This is a genomic window from Sulfitobacter guttiformis (assembly GCF_003610455.1).
Lineage (GTDB): Bacteria > Pseudomonadota > Alphaproteobacteria > Rhodobacterales > Rhodobacteraceae > Sulfitobacter > Sulfitobacter guttiformis.
Genome location: NZ_RAQK01000001.1, coordinates 1,996,640 through 2,013,023, shown reverse-complemented (window position 1 = coordinate 2,013,023; position 16,384 = coordinate 1,996,640). Strand labels below are relative to the sequence as shown.

The following is a 16,384-nucleotide window of genomic DNA, read 5'->3' as shown; positions in this document are numbered from 1 at the left end:
CATCTACAAAACCTGCGTTATAACAGTGCGTATGAACACAATTGCACATAGCCCCACATTCGCGCAGAATTTTGCGCCACAGCTCCGTGCCCTTCTGCTGCTAGCCCGCCTCTGAGCGTGCCAACAGGCGCGCCCGCTCAGAGGGATGTGCCGCGCGCCAAGACAAGCAAAAGCAGACAAGAGAAAGCCAATCACATGACAGACCAGAAACAAGACCGCGTCTTGATCTTTGACACGACCCTGCGCGATGGTGAGCAGTCGCCCGGCGCCACAATGACCCATGCCGAAAAAGTAGAGATTGCAGGCCTGCTCGATGAAATGGGTGTAGACGTCATCGAAGCCGGATTTCCGATCGCCTCGGAGGGCGATTTTGCCGCCGTGTCCGAGATCGCGCGTCAGGCAAAAACCGCACAAATCTGTGGCCTTGCCCGCGCTCAGATCGGGGATATCGACCGGTGCTGGGATGCGGTCAAGCATGCGCGCAACCCGCGTATTCACACATTCATCGGGACATCGCCCTTGCACCGCGCCATCCCGAACTTGACCATGGATCAGATGGCCGACCGTATTCACGAGACGGTGACACACGCCCGCAACCTGTGCGAAAACGTCCAATGGTCACCCATGGACGCGACAAGGACCGAGGCCGATTACCTGTGCCGTACGGTTGAGATCGCGATCAAGGCAGGCGCCACTACCATCAATATCCCCGATACCGTCGGCTACACTGCGCCACGTGAAAGTGCGGCACTCATCCGCATGTTGCTGGAGCGGGTACCGGGCGCAGATGAGATCATTTTCGCAACCCACTGCCACAACGATCTGGGCATGGCCACGGCGAACTCCCTCGCCGCTGTCGAGGCTGGTGCGCGGCAGGTTGAATGCACGATCAACGGCCTTGGCGAGCGCGCGGGTAACACCGCGCTCGAAGAAGTTGTTATGGCCCTGAAAGTCCGCAATGACATCATGCCTTTCCAGACCCGCGTAGATTCCACGAAACTGATGAATATCTCGCGTCGTGTTGCTGCTGTTTCGGGATTTGCCGTGCAGTTCAACAAGGCCATCGTCGGCAAGAACGCTTTTGCGCATGAGAGCGGCATACATCAGGACGGTATGCTGAAAAACGCCGAAACATTCGAGATCATGCGACCCGCAGATGTAGGCCTGACAGAGACGAATATCGTCATGGGCAAACATTCTGGCCGCGCAGCCTTGCGCTCCAAACTCGAAAACCTCGGTTACGAATTGGGGGACAACCAGCTCAAGGATGTTTTCGTGCGGTTCAAGGAACTCGCCGACCGCAAAAAAGAGATCTACGATGAGGACCTGATCGCACTCATGCGCATCGCAACCGATCCGGAAGCCGACCGGATCAAACTGAAGTCAATGCATGTGGTTTGTGGCACAGAAGGACCGAACCATGCGCGCATGACCCTGACGGTGGACGGCGACGAGCATAGTACCGAGCAGGACGGAGACGGCCCCGTTGATGCCTCGTTCAAGTGCATTAAGGCAATCGTCGCCCATTCCGCCCGCCTGCAGCTTTATCAAGTGGCCGCAGTGACAGAAGGCACCGACGCACAAGCGACTGTTTCTGTACGATTGGAAGAGGACGGACGCATCGTGACGGGCCAATCCGCCGATACCGATACAGTTGTCGCGTCTGCCCGCGCCTATATCCACGCGCTCAACCGCTTGCTGGTGCGCCGCGAAAAAGGTGGCACGGACAAGCGCGAGATCAATTACAAAGACGCAAGTTAAGGCTAGATACCTAACGACACAAAAAAGGCCCCGCATCACAGCGGGGCCTTTTTTTCGTTAAAATCATAAATCAGAAGTCTGTCAGACCCAATGTGCCGTTTGCCAGCGTACCCACGACATTGCTAAGCGTACGGCGCTTCGATGTCTTTCTGCCGAATTCGTAGTTCACGCCAAGCGACAGGCGATTGACGTTTGCCCCGCCATCTACGTTCAAGCGTCCAACAGCCAGTTCTGCCTTGGCGCCGGGTACGAATTCATATGCACCACCCACTGAAAAAGCAGTTAGGCCGTCGCCGTCAACATCAAGGCTGGACAGGCTACCGGTCACGGAAAAATTATTGCCCAGATCATAGGCGCCGGAAACTGCAAAAAGCTCGGCTTCGCCGGTCACGATTGCGTCCGCTTGCAGGTTGTAGTTCGCCAGATCGTAATCAGCATAGGCAGCGACAATGTTCTCACCTTCGAGGCGGATCAGATCGGCCCCGACAGTGCCCTCAGGCGAGACATCCCATGCGCCGAAGACGCTGTAAGTTGTATCGGACAAATCGGAGGAGTCGCCTGCGGACAGGCCCAGAGTATACGCGCTGAAACTATAGAGCGCGTAGCCCGACAGAATGTCTGCGCTATCTCCGCCAAAATCAAAGCGAGTGTAATCCGCGCCCAGCGTTACGCCGTTGGGCAGTGCATAGCCTACACCGACCGAACCAAAATCAAGCGCTTCGCCCTCGCCGTCGATACGATTGAACTCGCCCGAGAACGTCAGCTGGTTCAGACGAAATTCGGCTGCGCCACCCAATGTAGTCAGGTCGATGTTGCCGCCGTCATTCTCGAAATTGTGGTGATTTACGAACGCGGATCCGTAGGTCAGCTCAGCGGCTGCACCGGTTGCAGCGCAGCAAAGCGCTGTCGTGATCATAAGATTTTTCATAGCTCGATACCTCAGTTTTTTGATTTGTTTTTCCGCAATGATCTACCCTTCGCGCAAAAGGCTCAACGCCAATTCCTTATTGACTTCGGCATTACAGTTGCTTGTGGATTTTCCGCAACAACAGCGGAGTTCTGCCGAAACCTGTACTAGCGGTATGGGTTTTTGGCGCTCCGATCGTCCGACAAAGTTGCCTGACTGCGCTCCACGATCATGATAGCAGCATCCGCCAGATGCTCGCGCGAGATGGCTTTGTCACCCCGTGCTACCCGCAGTTTGTGCGCCTCCAGCATGACCTCGGCGTGGCTGCTGCCGCGGGGCGGGATGAAGGTGTAGCATGCCAGTTCGATTAATAAGCCTAATGGATCTTTGAAGTAGATCGAGTGCATGAAACCGCGATCTTTGATCCCCGAATTACCAATGCCGCGCGCCTCGAGGCGTTCCAGCACCTGATCGAACATCGCGCGGTCCACTTCGAAGGCGACGTGATGCACACATCCTGCGTCCATCGGCGTGCGGCTGTGTACGCGGGTACGGCTTTCGTTGGTGAAAATTGTGACAAGTCGTCCGTCACCCGGATCGAAGTAAAGATGTCCCTCGTCCGGATCGTCGAGGTTAGGCTGGTCGAACAGGAAAGGCATGCCCAAAACCCCCTCCCAAAAGTCGATGCTGGTCTTACGGTCTGCGCCCATCATGGTGATGTGATGCACGCCAAGTGTCTGTATCTTCTTCATATGAGCGCCTCTCGTCCTGATGGGCATACAGTGACCCATGCAGCGCGGAATTCAAGTGGCACAATCACGCTCAAAGCGGGCCAGCACCCCCTTTAATCTCGCGCTGTGCAGGCCTATAAGAACGATGCCTGCATCCTCGCGGAGTCGCGGGCGTATTCGTATTTTTGCAAGGTGCTAATTCACATGTCGATCTTTGGAAATCTGCGCGGCCTCTTTTCGTCCGATATGGCGATTGATCTGGGGACTGCCAACACTCTGGTCTATGTGAAGGGCAAGGGCATCGTGCTAAGCGAGCCATCGGTAGTCGCCTATCACATTAAGGACGGCGTGAAAAAAGTGCTGGCCGTGGGTGAGGATGCAAAACTGATGCTAGGACGCACGCCTGGCAGCATTCAGGCGATCCGGCCCATGCGCGAGGGGGTGATCGCCGACTTTGATACCGCCGAGGAGATGATCAAGCACTTCATCCGCAAGGTGCACAAACGCTCGACCTTTTCAAAGCCGAAGATTATCGTTTGTGTGCCCCACGGTGCCACACCCGTTGAGAAGCGTGCGATCCGTCAATCCGTTCTGTCAGCGGGCGCACGCCGCGCAGGCCTTATCGCAGAGCCTATTGCCGCCGCGATCGGGGCCGGCATGCCCATCACAGATCCGACCGGCAACATGGTTGTGGATATTGGTGGTGGCACGACGGAAGTTGCGGTTCTGAGCCTTGGGGACATCGTGTATGCGCGCTCGGTGCGCGTTGGTGGTGACCGAATGGATGAGGCGATTATCAGCTATCTGCGCCGCCAGCAGAACCTGCTTGTGGGTGAAACGACGGCAGAGCGGATCAAGACATCCATCGGCACGGCGCGCATGCCCGATGACGGGCGTGGCACCTCGATGCAAATTCGCGGGCGTGACCTGCTCAACGGCGTGCCAAAAGAAATTGAAGTGACACAGGCGCAGATTGCCGAAGCGCTGGCGGAACCCGTCCAGCAGATCTGCGAAGCTGTGATGACCGCACTAGAGACCACTCCACCGGATCTCGCGGCGGATATTGTCGACCGTGGCGTGATGCTCACCGGTGGTGGTGCGCTGCTGGGGGATCTGGACCTTGCCCTGCGGGAGCAAACCGGGCTTGCCATCTCGGTTGCGGACGAGCCGCTCAATTGTGTGGCACTCGGCACCGGCAAAGCGCTTGAGTATGAAAAACAGTTGCGTCACGCTATAGATTACGACAGCTAAAAGTACCCCCGAGGGGGCCCTCCTCGGCTGTCCTGATCAAGGGAACGCACCGCCGCTATGGCCAGAAACAGTCAACAGTCAAATGATTACGTCGGCCCACTGCGCCGGTTATTGCTTGCCGTGCTTGCCCTGCTGCTGGCCGCGATATTCATTCTGTGGCGCATCGACAGTCCCCGCGTCGAGCGGTTCCGCGCTCAGGTAACCGACAGTCTGGTCCCGAATTTGGATTGGGCAATGGCGCCTGTAACAGGCACCGTTAACCTGCTTCGGGATTTCCAAAGCTATCAGCGCCTGTCGGACCAAAATCAGGAGTTGCGCTCGGAATTGCGACGCATGCAGACGTGGAAAGAGGCTGCTCTCCAACTGGAGCAGGAAAACGCCCGGCTTCTCGACCTCAACAAGGTACGCCTCGATCCGCGCCTTACCTATGTCACCGGTGTGGTTCTCGCGGACAGCGGCTCTCCGTTTCGACAGTCTGTCTTACTCAATGTGGGTGCGCGCGATGGCCTGATCGAGGGATGGGCAACCATGGACGGGATCGGCCTTGTCGGGCGAATTTCAGGCGTAGGTGAAAATACAGCGCGGGTAATCTTGCTCACCGATGCTTCGAGCCGTATCCCAGCGATAATTCAGCCGTCGGGCCAGCGGGCGATTGTTGCGGGTGACAACTCTGCTGCACCTCCGATTGATTTCCTGGAAAATCCCGGACTGGTGCGTCCCGGTGACCGTGTGATCAGCTCTGGCGATGGCGGCGTATTTCCGGCTGGCTTGCTTATAGGGCAGATTGCTGCAGATCCGGGTGGCCGGCTGCGAGTCCGTCTTGCTGCTGACTTCGAAAGGTTGGAATTTTTGCGCGTGTTGCGCCACCACGGTACGGATGCTGTGGTGAACTTTCCTTCTATCATCCGCGACGCACCAGACGCGATCGAGACCGAACTGCCGCTGGCGGATGCGGATGTTGATACGCCTGCGGTCACGGAGTGAGCAAAAATGGATGAACTTTCTCCATTGCGCCTGTGGACGATGCGGATTGCCTTTGTCGCTGTGGCGCTGGTGATATTGTTTTTTCACTTGCTGCCCATCGATACACAGCCCGTTTCGCTTTTCACACCTGACCTACTTCCGCCGCTTGCAACAATTGACCCTGCCGAGGCGCGCCTGCGCGAGCTTCTGGATCAGGGAAGCAACCGCATACTCGTCGGTCCTGATCTGCTGATAGCCTTTGCATTTGCTTGGTCGCTTCGGCGACCGGAATATGTGCCATCGCTGCTGCTGGCCCTGCTGTTTCTACTCAGTGATCTGTTGCTTCAGCGCCCGCCCGGTTTGTGGGCATTGCTGGCGCTGCTGGCCTGCGAGAATCTCAAGGGGCGCAGCAGAACCCTGCGCGATGCGACATTTGGCGCGGAGTGGATTGCGGTAGCGGTATTACTCACGGGTATTTTGATTGCCAACAGGGTTGTGCTATCCTTGATGCTCGTACCGCCTCCGCACCTACGGCTCGGCCTATTAGAACTGGGAATTACGATACTGGTCTATCCGGTCGTGGTTTTTGTCACCAGATCCCTTATGGGCGTCCGGCGTGCCGCACCTGGAGAGCTGGACGCTCTTGGCGGGCGTGCATAACATAATGATGAGGCAGACCGCATGAGACGCTCCAGAGCCGAAACCGATGCCAACCACGCAACACTGGGGCGCCGCGCTGCGCTGCTGGGTGGTGTGCAGCTCTTGTTTATGGGCGGTTTGGCTGCACGCATGCGCTACCTTCAGGTCGATCAAGCTGACCAGTTTCGTCTGCTGGCCGAAGAAAACCGCATCAATATCCGCCTCATCCCACCAAAACGCGGTGAGATTTTTGACCGCAACGGGCTACAATTGGCCCAGAATGTGCCCAGCTACCGCATCGTAATCGTGCGCGAGGACGCGGGTGATGTGGATGATGTGATGCTGCGGTTGGCCCGCCTGATCAACCTCACGCCCGAGCAGGTTGACAGCGCGCTTCGCGAGCTCAACCGCTCCGCGCCTTTCCTGCCTGTAACCATTGCAGAGGACGTAAGCTGGGACGCAGTCAGCGCCGTGTCTGTCAATGCGCCCGCCCTGCCCGGCGTTTCGCCAGAGGTGGGTAGCACACGGGTTTATCCCCGTGGATCAGATTTCGCCCATGTGGTGGGCCGTGTGGGCAGGGTAAGCCAGATGGATCTCGACGCCCTCGACGATCCGGACGCAGTATTGCGCATTCCCCGCTTCCAGATCGGCAAGATCAACGTAGAGGCCCGGGAAGAAGCATTGCTGCGTGGATCGGCTGGCACCAAACAGGTTGAGGTGAACGCAACAGGCCGCGTCATGCGCGAGCTTGAGCGCCGCGAGGGCCAATCGGGCGCCGCACTTCAGCTTACCATTGACGCAAAGCTACAAAACTATGTTCAAGCGCGGCTCACCGGCGAGAGCGCGGCGGTCGTCATCATCGATTGTGAAAAAGGCGATATTGTCGCCAACTCATCCGCGCCGTCCTATGATCCGAACCTTTTTATCGGCGGCATCTCATCCAAAGATTACGACCCACTGCTCACGGACAAGTATCGCCCGCTGGTGAATAAGACAGTGCAGGGCGCCTATCCTCCGGGATCTACTTTTAAGATGATGACAGCGATGGCCGCAATCGAGGCGGGGATCATAGGTCCCGACGAGACTGTCTATTGCCCTGGTCACCTCGAAGTCGGCGGCAGGCGGTTCCACTGCTGGAAGCGCTCGGGCCATGGCTGGGTAGATCTGGAGAATTCGCTCAAACAATCCTGCGATGTCTATTACTACGATCTGGCACTCAAGGTCGGTATCGAAAAGATCTCTGCAATGTCCAACCGCTTTGGTCTTGGGATACGCCATGACATCGCCCTCAGTTCGGTCAACTCTGGCTTGACCCCCACCAAAGAATGGAAACTGGAAAACCGCGGCGAGCCATGGGTAATCGGCGATACAGTGAACGCCTCTATCGGTCAGGGCTTTATGCTCGCGTCGCCGATGCAATTGGCTGTGATGACCGCACGGCTGGCCACAGGACGCGATGTGACGCCACGACTTATCAAATCCGTTGACGGGGTCGAACAGCCGGTTAAGGGCAACGGCCCCTTGGACATGAACGAGAACAACCTGCGTAAAATGCGTAAATCCATGTACGCAGTTATGAATGACCGGCGCGGCACCGCCTACCGCAGCCGCATCATCGCGGAGGATATGCGCATGGCCGGAAAAACTGGCACCAGTCAGGTCCGCTCTGCCGTGGTCGACAACAAATCTGTTCCATGGGAGCAGCGCGACCATGCCTTGTTTGTGGGCTTTGCCCCCTATGACAACCCGCGCTATGCCTGTGCTGTTCTGGTGGAGCATGGCGGTGGTGGCTCGACCGCAGCGGCACCTATCGCCCGCGATGTGATGCTTCAGGCGCTTTATAACGGAGAGCCGCCGCTCGAGGCCTATCCTGCCGGAGACCGCGGCCAGATCGAGGAACAGCAACGCCGCCTGCGCGACGTACAGCCTCAGGCGCGGGTCAAAAAGGGCAAGGATCAAGCATGAGTTATCTTGAATATACCGTCAAATCGGTCCCGACCGGTCTGCGTAAAATTCTCTATCTCAACTGGCCGCTTATCTTGTTGCTCACTGCTGTTGCAGGCACCGGTTTTCTAATGCTCTATTCCGTGGCGGGAGGTGGGTATTCGCCTTGGGCCGAACCCCAGATGAAACGGTTTGCTGTAGGCCTGTGCCTGATGATCGCGGTGGGCCTTGTGCCGATCTGGATGTGGCGCAACCTCGCCGGCGTAGCCTATGCCGTGTCGGTTATGCTTCTGGTCGGGGTTGAGTTTTTTGGCGCGGTTGGCATGGGGGCGCAACGCTGGATCGACCTTGGTATTATCCGCCTGCAACCGTCCGAACTAACAAAAATTACTTTGGTCATGTTTCTCGCCGCCTATTATGACTGGCTCCCCGCGAAAAAGACATCGCACCCCGTCTGGGTGCTTCTTCCTGTCATTTTTATTTTAATTCCAACCGCGCTGGTCCTGAAACAGCCTGATCTTGGAACTGCGATCCTGTTGCTTGCGGCAGGTGGTGGGCTCATGTTTTTGGCAGGTGTGCACTGGGCTTATTTCGCCACACTCATCGCGGGAGGTGTCGGGCTGATCGCCGCTGTGTTCCAATCGCGCGGGATGCCATGGCAGATGCTCAAGGACTATCAATTCCGCCGCATCGACACGTTTCTGGACCCCAGTTCCGATCCGCTTGGCGCGGGCTATCACATCACACAGTCAAAAATCGCTCTAGGGTCCGGCGGCTGGACGGGGCGCGGATTTATGCAGGGCACTCAATCACGCCTCAATTTTTTGCCAGAAAAACACACCGACTTTATCTTTACCACACTGGCAGAAGAGTTCGGATTTATAGGCGGAATCTCGTTGCTGGTGCTCTATGCACTTATCATCTTGTTCTGTATCGTCTCTGCTGTGATGAACAAGGACCGGTTTTCCTCGCTGCTTACGCTTGGTATCGCGCTTAACTTCTTTTTGTTCTTCGCGGTCAACATGTCGATGGTGATGGGGCTCGCTCCGGTTGTGGGTGTGCCACTGCCACTGGTGAGTTATGGCGGCTCTGCCATGTTGGTGCTGCTACTGGCCTTTGGATTGGTGCAATCAGCGCATGTGCATAGGCCGCGCTAACCACCCTTTGCACTCCGCCGCCCCTCGGCTATCTGTGACGCAACTTTACCAGATAAGGATCGCCGCGATGTCCATTTTCCACTTTGCTTTTAACGTAACCGACCTTGATCAGACCCGTAATTTTTACGGCGGCCTTCTGGGGTGCGAAGAGGGTCGGAGCACTGACACTTGGGTTGACTTCGATTTTTTCGGACACCAATTGTCGTGCCATCTGGGGACACCCATGGCAGTTGCCGCAACCGGCCTTGTTGGGGAGCACAAAGTGCCGATGCCGCATTTCGGCGCAGTTCTGCCCTATGACGAATGGCGCGCGCTGGCCGACAGGCTGGAAGCGCAGGGTATTGATTTCATTCTGGCACCCCAAACAAGATTCGCCGGCGAGCCGGGCGAGCAGTCCACAATGTTCTTCACCGACCCGTCCGGTAATCCGCTGGAGTTCAAAGGGCTGGCCGATATGGCCGGAGCGTTCGCCAAATGATCAATGTTCTTTTCGCCGCAAAGCCCGAGCGCTGGACCACTTACGAAGCGCCGCTGCGCTCTGCCCTCGCAAAAGCAGGAATCGAAGCACATCTAGCGCAGGACATTGCGCCCGCTGAGGTCGATTATATCATTTATGCGCCTAACAGCGACCTGCAGGATTTTACGCCCTACAGCCGTGCCAAGGCAGTGCTGAACCTCTGGGCGGGGGTCGAGCAGATAACCGGCAACAAGACGCTCAAAATCCCACTGGCACGAATGGTGGACCCCGGCCTGACCAAAGGCATGGTTGAATGGGTGACAGGCCATGTCCTGCGCTATCATCTTGGTATGGATGCGCATATCGTGAATCCTGAGCATAAATGGTCCGTTCAAACGCCACCTCTCGCACAAGAGCGGGAGGTTGTGATTTTCGGTTTGGGCGCGCTTGGGACGGCATGCGCCCAAGCGCTGTTGGGGTTAGGATTCCGTGTTACAGGCTGGTCGCGCAGCCCAAAGGAAGTAGCGGGCGTCACTTGCCTGTACGGGAACGCGGGATTTTCGGACGCGTTGAGCCGCGCAGAGATTGCAGTGACCCTGCTGCCGGATACGCCAGCAACCACTGATATCTTGAACGCGGAAGCTTTTGCAAAGATGCCTCGCGGCGCTTTCCTCATCAATCCGGGTCGCGGACCATTGATCGATGATAATGCGTTGATCGCGGCGCTCGACAGTGGTCAGGTGGCGCATGCCACGCTGGACGTGTTCCGTATTGAGCCTTTGCCGCAGGAACATGCATTCTGGGCCCACCCACAAATTACCGTTACGCCGCATATTGCTGCTGAAACACGCGCCAGCACAGCAAGCGAGACGATTGTCGAAAACATAAAGCGGGGAGAGGCGGGTGCGCCCTATATCAATCTTGTAGACCGCACCCTGGGATATTAGGCCGCCTTCAATCCGCGGCCTTTCAACAAGGCTTCAACACCGGGCAAGCGGCCACGGAACGCGATGTACAGCTCGGCTGCATCGCGGCTGCCACCCGTCGAAAGGATATGCTCCTCAAGCGCTTTTGCGCGCTCGGGGTCAAATGCGCCGCTGGCCTCCTCGAAAGCCTCGAACGCATCTGCGTCCATCACTTCGGACCACATGTAGCTATAGTAACCGCTGGAATATCCGTCACCGGAAAAGACATGCGCAAAATGTGGGCTGGCGTGGCGCATGGTAATCGCTGCAGGCATACCCAACCCGTCAAGTATTTCGCGCTGCTTCACCATGACATCCGCAGGCGGATCGCCTTCGTGAAATGCCAGGTCCACGAGCGCGGAAGCAACATATTCGACAGTCGAAAAACCCATGTCGAAGGTCGCGGCACCCAGCACCTTGTCCAGCATTTCACGGGGCATCGCCTCTCCAGTTTTGGCATGGGTTGCAAATTCGCCCAACACCTCCGGCACGTCCAGCCAGTGCTCGTAAAGCTGGCTCGGCAGCTCCACGAAATCGCGCGCAACAGAGGTACCAGACACACTTTCGTATGTCACATTCGACAGCATCTGATGTAGCGCATGGCCAAATTCGTGAAACAGCGTCCGCGCGTCGTCATATGATAGCAACGCAGGGTTGCCCTTGGCGAAGTTGCAGACGTTGATTACCACGGGCGCCTGCACCTTGGGGAACTTCGCTTGCGATCGCATCGCAGAGCACCACGCGCCTGAGCGCTTCGAGCCTCTTGCGAAATAATCCCCGATGAACACTGCAACATGCTCGCCGTTACGCGTCACTTCCCATGCGCGGCAGTCAGCATGGTACAGCGGCACGTCGAGAGGCTTGAACTTCAATCCGAAAAGCTTGGTCGCGCAGGCAAAGGATGCCTCAATCATTCGGTCGAGCTGAAAATACGGCTTCAGCGCGGCTTCATCCAGATCATGTTCTTGAGCGCGGCGCTTTTCCGCATAATAGCGCCAGTCCCACGGGGCCAGATCACCGTTCACGCCGTCCGCGTGCATCATCGCCGTCAACACGTCAGCGTCAGCATTCGCTTGTGCCTTTGCCGGCTCCCAAACCTGCATGAGCAGGTCGCGCACCGCGGCCGGCGTCTTGGCCATTTCAGTTTCAAGCTTGTAGTCGGAAAAGCTGTTGTATCCCAACAATGCAGCCCGCTCCTTACGCAGCGCCAACGTTTCTGCCGCGATGGCGCGGTTGTCGGTTTCGCCCCCGTTGGCACCGCGTGCTTCCCACGCTTTAAATGCCTTCTCGCGCAGATCGCGGCGACTACTGAATTGCAAGAATGGCGTGATGAGCGACCGTGACAGGGTCACAACCGGCCCTCCAGCTTCTTTTTCCTCGCCTGCAGCGCGGGCGTTATCGATCACAAACTCCGGCAGACCTTTCAGGTCAGCCTCCTCCAGCTTCATGAACCAGTTACGCTCGTCTGACAGCAGGTTTTGGGTAAACTCGGTGCCGAGCACGGCCAAGCGACCCTTGATTTCTTTCATCCGCGCCTCGTCTGCGCCAGTCAGCGCAGACCCCGCACGCACAAACCCTAGATGCGTCAGCTTGAGCACGCGCGCCTGTTCGTCGGTCAGATCGATGGTATCACGCGCCTCCCAGACGGTATTAACCCGCCCGAACAGCGCCTTATTCGCAGAAATTTCAGAGAAGTGTGCAGAGAGTTTAGGCGAAAAGTCGCGTTGAAGTGCCTCGCGTGCAGGGTTGCTGTCAGCACCTGCCACCGAGTAGAAAACGCTCAGCACCTTATCGAGCGCTGACCCAACCGCCTCTAACGCCTCAACTGTGTTTGCAAAGGTCGCTGGCGCAGGATCATTTGCAATAGCAGCGATCTCCGCGTTGTGTTCGGCGAGTGCTTCCTCCAGCGCGGGTGCGAAATCATCGTCGGAAATGGCGTCGAACGGGGCGATGCCAAAGGGGGTCTTCCAGTCTTGCAACAGCGGATTCATCAGGTGGTTCTCCTTTGCACTCAAACTAAGGGTGCGATGACAGGTATACAATGTTCAGGCCTGCGTAGCCCCACAGACTGGACAATCAGTACGCGGGCCGATTTTGATTTTTCGGCTTTCGGCATAAAGCGCGTCGTAGATCACCATTTGCCCCAGCAATGGTGATCCTGCACCCGTAATGATCTTGACCGCTTCGACCGCCATCATCGATCCCACCACACCGGGCAGCGGGCCGATCACGCCAGCCTCGGCACAACTCGGCGCGAGATGGGCGGCGGGTGCAGTGGGGAAAATACACTGGTAACAGGGCGCTCCACGGGCAGGATCAAATACGCTCAGCTGGCCTTCCCACTGGCTCAGCGCGCCGGAGACAAGCGGGATCCGCGCCGCCACGCAGGCTGCATTCACAAGATAGCGTGTATCGAAATTGTCGCAGCCATCCAGCACCAGATCATATTCCGCGAACAACTCCGGCGCGAGGTCTGCATCCAAACGGCGGTTATAAGGCTTGACCGTGACGAAAGGATTTTGTGCCTGCATTTCCAGTTGCGCCGAGAATACCTTTGGCATCCCGATGTTGGTATCTTTGTGGATCACCTGCCGCTGGAGATTCGTGTTCTCGACCTTGTCGTCATCTATCACTCCGATTGTGCCAACGCCGGCCGCCGCAAGATATTGGAGCACAGGCGCACCCAGACCGCCCGCACCAATCACCAGAACTTTTGCGTTTCTGAGCGCTTTCTGCCCAGCGCCGCCAACTTCGCGTAGGATAATGTGGCGGGCATAGCGGTTCAGCTCGGTCTCGGAAAAGCTGCCCTGTCGGGTCGGTACTGCGGCAGGCGTATCAGCATCAACACCAGTTTGCGCGCGCAGCCCTGAGATAACGCGGGAATAGAAAAATATCACACCGCCGATCCCCGTGAGGATCAGCCACGGGGCTGCACTGTTGCCAGTGGCCGCACGCAGCGGATGGCCCTGCGGGAACACCAACTGCACCCCGATAACTGCGACCAGCAAGATCCCGATCATGATCCAGCGCGCTGGTCGTGGCGTGCCCATGACCGCGCCAATCCCCCAAATTACTGCCGCTAAAACCAGTACTAGCACCCGATTACTCCGTTCCGGTTGAGCCAAAGCCCCCTTCACCCCGTGCTGTAGCTTCCAGCACATCTACGGAGTGGAACCTAGCCTGCACGACGGGGGCGACAACCATCTGCGCGATCCGCATGCCGTGTTCAATGACAAAAGGGGCATCACCCGCGTTCATCATGATCACCCCCAAAGGGCCGCGATAATCACAATCAATGGTGCCGGGGCTGTTGGGCAACGTAATGCCGTGCGTCAGGGCAAGGCCCGAGCGCGGCCTGATCTGTACCTCAAACCCTTCGGGGATTGCGAGACGCAGGCCCGTCGGCACCAGTGCGCGCGCGCCAATTGCCAAGGTGATTGATGCCCGCTCAGGCAGGTTGGCGCGCAAATCTGCCCCTGCGGCCCCCGCCGTCTCGTATCGCGGCAGACCCAGCGCCGTATCCGCTCCCGCTTCCCACATCATGCGAATGTCAGCACCATTCATTGTGTGATCGAATCCGCGATCCGCGCCGCCAGTTTTTGCGCTACTTGGTCCTTGCTCATCCGCGGCCACTCCTCGGTGCCCGCTTCACTGATCACTGTCACAGCATTCTCCGCACCGCCCATGATCCCTGTCGCGGGGGACACATCGTTGGCAACGATCCAGTCACAGCCTTTGCGCAGCCGCTTTGCCGTGGCGTTCTCGATCACGTCATTCGTCTCCGCAGCGAAGCCGACAACCAGCGCAGGACGCCCCGTCTTCATCTGGCTAACGCCGTGCAGGATGTCGGGATTTTCGGCGAATTCGAGCACGGGCAAGCCATCTTTTGTCTTTTTCAATTTGCGCTCGGAGGCCGAGCTTACCCGCCAGTCCGCCACAGCAGCGGCAAAAATAGCGGCATCCACAGGGAGGGCCGTACCGACCGCGTCTTGCATCTGCTGTGCAGTTTCAACGCGAATTATCTCGACGCCTTCAGGCGGCGGGACATCGGCCGGACCGGTCACAAAAACCACGTGAGCACCCAGCGCTGCAAGCGCGCGCGCCACTGCTGTGCCCTGTGCGCCGCTCGAGCGGTTGGCGATGTAGCGCACGGGATCAATCGGCTCATGGGTCGGGCCAGAGGTGACGAGAATACGTTTCCCTTTCAGCGGCCCATCCGACAGTTTCGCCTCAATCGCCGCGACAATCTCCAACGGCTCGGACATACGGCCCGGGCCGTGCTCTCCGCAGGCCATGTCGCCCTTGTTCGGGCCAACCACGGCAATGCCATCGGCGATGAGTGTTGCAAGGTTGCGTTGTGTCGCTGCATGCTCCCACATCCGGACATTCATGGCAGGCACGATCATCACCGGCGTATCCGTGGCCAACAGCAGCGTAGAGGCCAGATCATTGGCCAGCCCCGCTGCCATTTTGGCCATAAGATCTGCCGTTGCTGGCGCGACGACCACCAGATCGGCAACGCGGCTCAGCTGAATATGGCCCATCTCGGCTTCGTCGCCCAAATCGAAGAGATCACGGAACACCTTACTGCCTGCAAGCGCAGAAACGGACAAAGGTGTGACGAACTCCTCTCCGGCGCGGGTCAGTACGGGCGTAACGACAGCGCCGCGCTCGCGCAAACGCCGGATAAGATCAAGGGATTTGAATGCGGCAATCCCGCCGCCAATGATCAGAAGAATATGTTTGCCTGCAAGCATGCTGCGCCCCTTGGACCCCGAAAGTTCAGTGCCACCTTATGCCTCAGGGAAACACAGCACCAGACCCTACCGAGTGAAGGCCGCGCAGGGATCGCCGCGCATCGGCGCCGGCGCATCAAGTGTAAGAGAAAAACCACCGCTAATCTCCGCATCCCCCTCGGCCTGCGCCAGCGCGAAGACGATCACATCAGGCGCTGCATGTGCAAGCAAGGACGGAACACCCCAGTCGGCACGCGCATGTCCATTGCCGGTAATAACGGCGACCGGCCCGCCCGTCTGCTCCAGCGCCCGCAATGCCGCATCAGCCAATGAGATGTCGCGGTGCTGCTGCGCTTCGACCATCATCGGCAACAGCGTTTCAGGCAGGGCGTTGCAATGCGCCTCCGCCTGCAATGCTTCACGGGCGCTCTGCTCTTGCGCGTCAAGTGGCTCATCCAGCCCGAAACGTTTTGCGGGCGGATACGTTGCCAATGGTATTTCCAACATGTGCTGTAATTGGCCCCGTGTGATGCCAGCGCCGTAAATAGCAGCATCAGGTGCGGCAGCAAAAATCGGGTAATACATATCAAACGAAGGCCACGCCGTGTCTGACCAGCCGATCAACCCATCCAATTCAGCCTGACTGCTCCATTCTGACTGCGCATTTAGTCCCTGCACTGGGGTGAGCATCTCAAACACTAACGCTTTTGGCCGAAGCTCTGCGACCCACATCGCTTGGCGCACATGATGATCGGGGTTGTCATGCAGTTCCCCCAAAATCACGATCTGCGCCTGACGGGCTGCCTGCGGTATCTCGGCCTGCACCTCAAACGCAAAAAGCGCAGCCAAGAGGGCCACGCTTAAGCTCATTTT

General features: G+C 57.8%; 15 protein-coding genes. 8 read left to right on the top strand and 7 right to left on the bottom strand.

All coding sequences use genetic code 11. From position 1 onward, the window contains the following. The first annotated feature begins 195 nt into the window (after positions 1-195). Entirely contained in the window at positions 196-1,761 is a 1,566-nt protein-coding gene (locus C8N30_RS09915; protein ID WP_025064350.1) for a 2-isopropylmalate synthase, read from the top strand. Between the two features lie 70 nt (positions 1,762-1,831). Here C8N30_RS09915 and C8N30_RS09910 read toward each other — a convergent pair whose 3' ends face one another. Together C8N30_RS09910 and C8N30_RS09905 are read right to left on the bottom strand one after the other, a co-directional pair. After that, positions 1,832-2,689 (bottom strand): 2-isopropylmalate synthase, encoded by an 858-nt coding sequence (locus C8N30_RS09910; protein ID WP_025064349.1) that lies wholly within the window; start codon positions 2,687-2,689, stop codon positions 1,832-1,834. 146 nt (positions 2,690-2,835) lie between these two features. Continuing rightward, positions 2,836-3,420: a VOC family protein gene (locus C8N30_RS09905; RefSeq protein WP_025064348.1), complete on the bottom strand. Its 585-nt coding sequence runs from the start codon at positions 3,418-3,420 to the stop codon at positions 2,836-2,838. A gap of 183 nt (positions 3,421-3,603) precedes the next feature. Between C8N30_RS09905 and C8N30_RS09900 the strand changes: the two genes are divergently transcribed. From C8N30_RS09900 to C8N30_RS09870, 7 genes are all read left to right on the top strand, one after another. Then, positions 3,604-4,650 carry a rod shape-determining protein gene (locus C8N30_RS09900; protein ID WP_025064347.1) on the top strand — a complete coding sequence of 349 codons (1,047 nt, stop codon included), beginning with the start codon at positions 3,604-3,606 and terminating at the stop codon, positions 4,648-4,650. Between the two features lie 57 nt (positions 4,651-4,707). Beyond that, the gene (gene mreC / locus C8N30_RS09895; RefSeq protein WP_025064346.1) at positions 4,708-5,634 is read left to right on the top strand and encodes a rod shape-determining protein MreC; all 927 of its coding nucleotides are present in this window, start codon (positions 4,708-4,710) and stop codon (positions 5,632-5,634) included. A gap of 6 nt (positions 5,635-5,640) precedes the next feature. After that, positions 5,641-6,273, top strand: a complete 633-nt coding sequence (locus tag C8N30_RS09890) for a hypothetical protein (RefSeq protein WP_025064345.1) — start codon at positions 5,641-5,643, stop codon at positions 6,271-6,273. A gap of 21 nt (positions 6,274-6,294) precedes the next feature. Next, positions 6,295-8,217 carry a penicillin-binding protein 2 gene (gene mrdA / locus C8N30_RS09885; RefSeq protein WP_025064344.1) on the top strand — a complete coding sequence of 641 codons (1,923 nt, stop codon included), beginning with the start codon at positions 6,295-6,297 and terminating at the stop codon, positions 8,215-8,217. Further along, on the top strand, positions 8,214-9,353 hold the full coding sequence (rodA, locus tag C8N30_RS09880; protein ID WP_025064343.1) for a rod shape-determining protein RodA: 1,140 nt from the start codon (positions 8,214-8,216) through the stop codon (positions 9,351-9,353). Before mrdA ends, rodA begins: the two co-directional genes overlap by 4 nt. A 67-nt stretch (positions 9,354-9,420) precedes the next feature. Then, positions 9,421-9,831 carry a VOC family protein gene (locus C8N30_RS09875; RefSeq protein WP_025064342.1) on the top strand — a complete coding sequence of 137 codons (411 nt, stop codon included), beginning with the start codon at positions 9,421-9,423 and terminating at the stop codon, positions 9,829-9,831. Beyond that, positions 9,828-10,757 carry a 2-hydroxyacid dehydrogenase gene (locus tag C8N30_RS09870; protein WP_025064341.1) on the top strand — a complete coding sequence of 310 codons (930 nt, stop codon included), beginning with the start codon at positions 9,828-9,830 and terminating at the stop codon, positions 10,755-10,757. Before C8N30_RS09875 ends, C8N30_RS09870 begins: the two co-directional genes overlap by 4 nt. Here C8N30_RS09870 and C8N30_RS09865 read toward each other — a convergent pair. The 5 genes from C8N30_RS09865 to C8N30_RS09845 all read right to left on the bottom strand — a co-directional run bounded on the left by C8N30_RS09865 (position 10,754) and on the right by C8N30_RS09845 (position 16,369). Further along, complete coding sequence (locus C8N30_RS09865) at positions 10,754-12,769, bottom strand: M3 family metallopeptidase (RefSeq protein ID WP_025064340.1); 2,016 nt, start codon at positions 12,767-12,769, stop codon at positions 10,754-10,756. The two genes, C8N30_RS09870 and C8N30_RS09865, sit on opposite strands and share 4 nt — an antisense overlap. Positions 12,770-12,820: 51 nt before the next feature. Next, a complete protein-coding gene (locus C8N30_RS09860; protein ID WP_051567313.1) occupies positions 12,821-13,825 on the bottom strand; it encodes a HesA/MoeB/ThiF family protein in 1,005 nt (334 codons plus the stop codon). Positions 13,826-13,877: 52 nt separating this feature from the next. After that, complete coding sequence (gene dut / locus C8N30_RS09855) at positions 13,878-14,339, bottom strand: dUTP diphosphatase (protein WP_025064338.1); 462 nt, start codon at positions 14,337-14,339, stop codon at positions 13,878-13,880. Continuing rightward, positions 14,336-15,532, bottom strand: coding sequence for a bifunctional phosphopantothenoylcysteine decarboxylase/phosphopantothenate--cysteine ligase CoaBC (gene coaBC, locus C8N30_RS09850; protein ID WP_025064337.1), 1,197 nt, complete (start codon positions 15,530-15,532; stop codon positions 14,336-14,338). Before coaBC ends, dut begins: the two co-directional genes overlap by 4 nt. A 66-nt stretch (positions 15,533-15,598) precedes the next feature. Beyond that, positions 15,599-16,369, bottom strand: a complete 771-nt coding sequence (locus tag C8N30_RS09845) for a ChaN family lipoprotein (RefSeq protein ID WP_232222861.1) — start codon at positions 16,367-16,369, stop codon at positions 15,599-15,601. Between the last annotated feature and the right edge of the window lie 15 nt (positions 16,370-16,384).

Excerpts from the sequence above, each read along its gene's own strand:
- C8N30_RS09890 (WP_025064345.1), top strand. The coding sequence starts at position 5,641 with ATGGATGAACTTTCTCCATTGCGCCTGTGGACGATGCGGATTGCCTTT.
- dut (WP_025064338.1), bottom strand. The coding sequence starts at position 14,339 with ATGAATGGTGCTGACATTCGCATGATGTGGGAAGCGGGAGCGGATACG.
- C8N30_RS09915 (WP_025064350.1), top strand. The coding sequence starts at position 196 with ATGACAGACCAGAAACAAGACCGCGTCTTGATCTTTGACACGACCCTG.
- C8N30_RS09910 (WP_025064349.1), bottom strand. The coding sequence starts at position 2,689 with ATGAAAAATCTTATGATCACGACAGCGCTTTGCTGCGCTGCAACCGGT.
- C8N30_RS09860 (WP_051567313.1), bottom strand. The coding sequence starts at position 13,825 with ATGGGCACGCCACGACCAGCGCGCTGGATCATGATCGGGATCTTGCTG.
- mreC (WP_025064346.1), top strand. The coding sequence starts at position 4,708 with ATGGCCAGAAACAGTCAACAGTCAAATGATTACGTCGGCCCACTGCGC.
- C8N30_RS09905 (WP_025064348.1), bottom strand. The coding sequence starts at position 3,420 with ATGAAGAAGATACAGACACTTGGCGTGCATCACATCACCATGATGGGC.
- C8N30_RS09900 (WP_025064347.1), top strand. The coding sequence starts at position 3,604 with ATGTCGATCTTTGGAAATCTGCGCGGCCTCTTTTCGTCCGATATGGCG.
- C8N30_RS09870 (WP_025064341.1), top strand. The coding sequence starts at position 9,828 with ATGATCAATGTTCTTTTCGCCGCAAAGCCCGAGCGCTGGACCACTTAC.
- rodA (WP_025064343.1), top strand. The coding sequence starts at position 8,214 with ATGAGTTATCTTGAATATACCGTCAAATCGGTCCCGACCGGTCTGCGT.
- C8N30_RS09875 (WP_025064342.1), top strand. The coding sequence starts at position 9,421 with ATGTCCATTTTCCACTTTGCTTTTAACGTAACCGACCTTGATCAGACC.
- coaBC (WP_025064337.1), bottom strand. The coding sequence starts at position 15,532 with ATGCTTGCAGGCAAACATATTCTTCTGATCATTGGCGGCGGGATTGCC.
- mrdA (WP_025064344.1), top strand. The coding sequence starts at position 6,295 with ATGAGACGCTCCAGAGCCGAAACCGATGCCAACCACGCAACACTGGGG.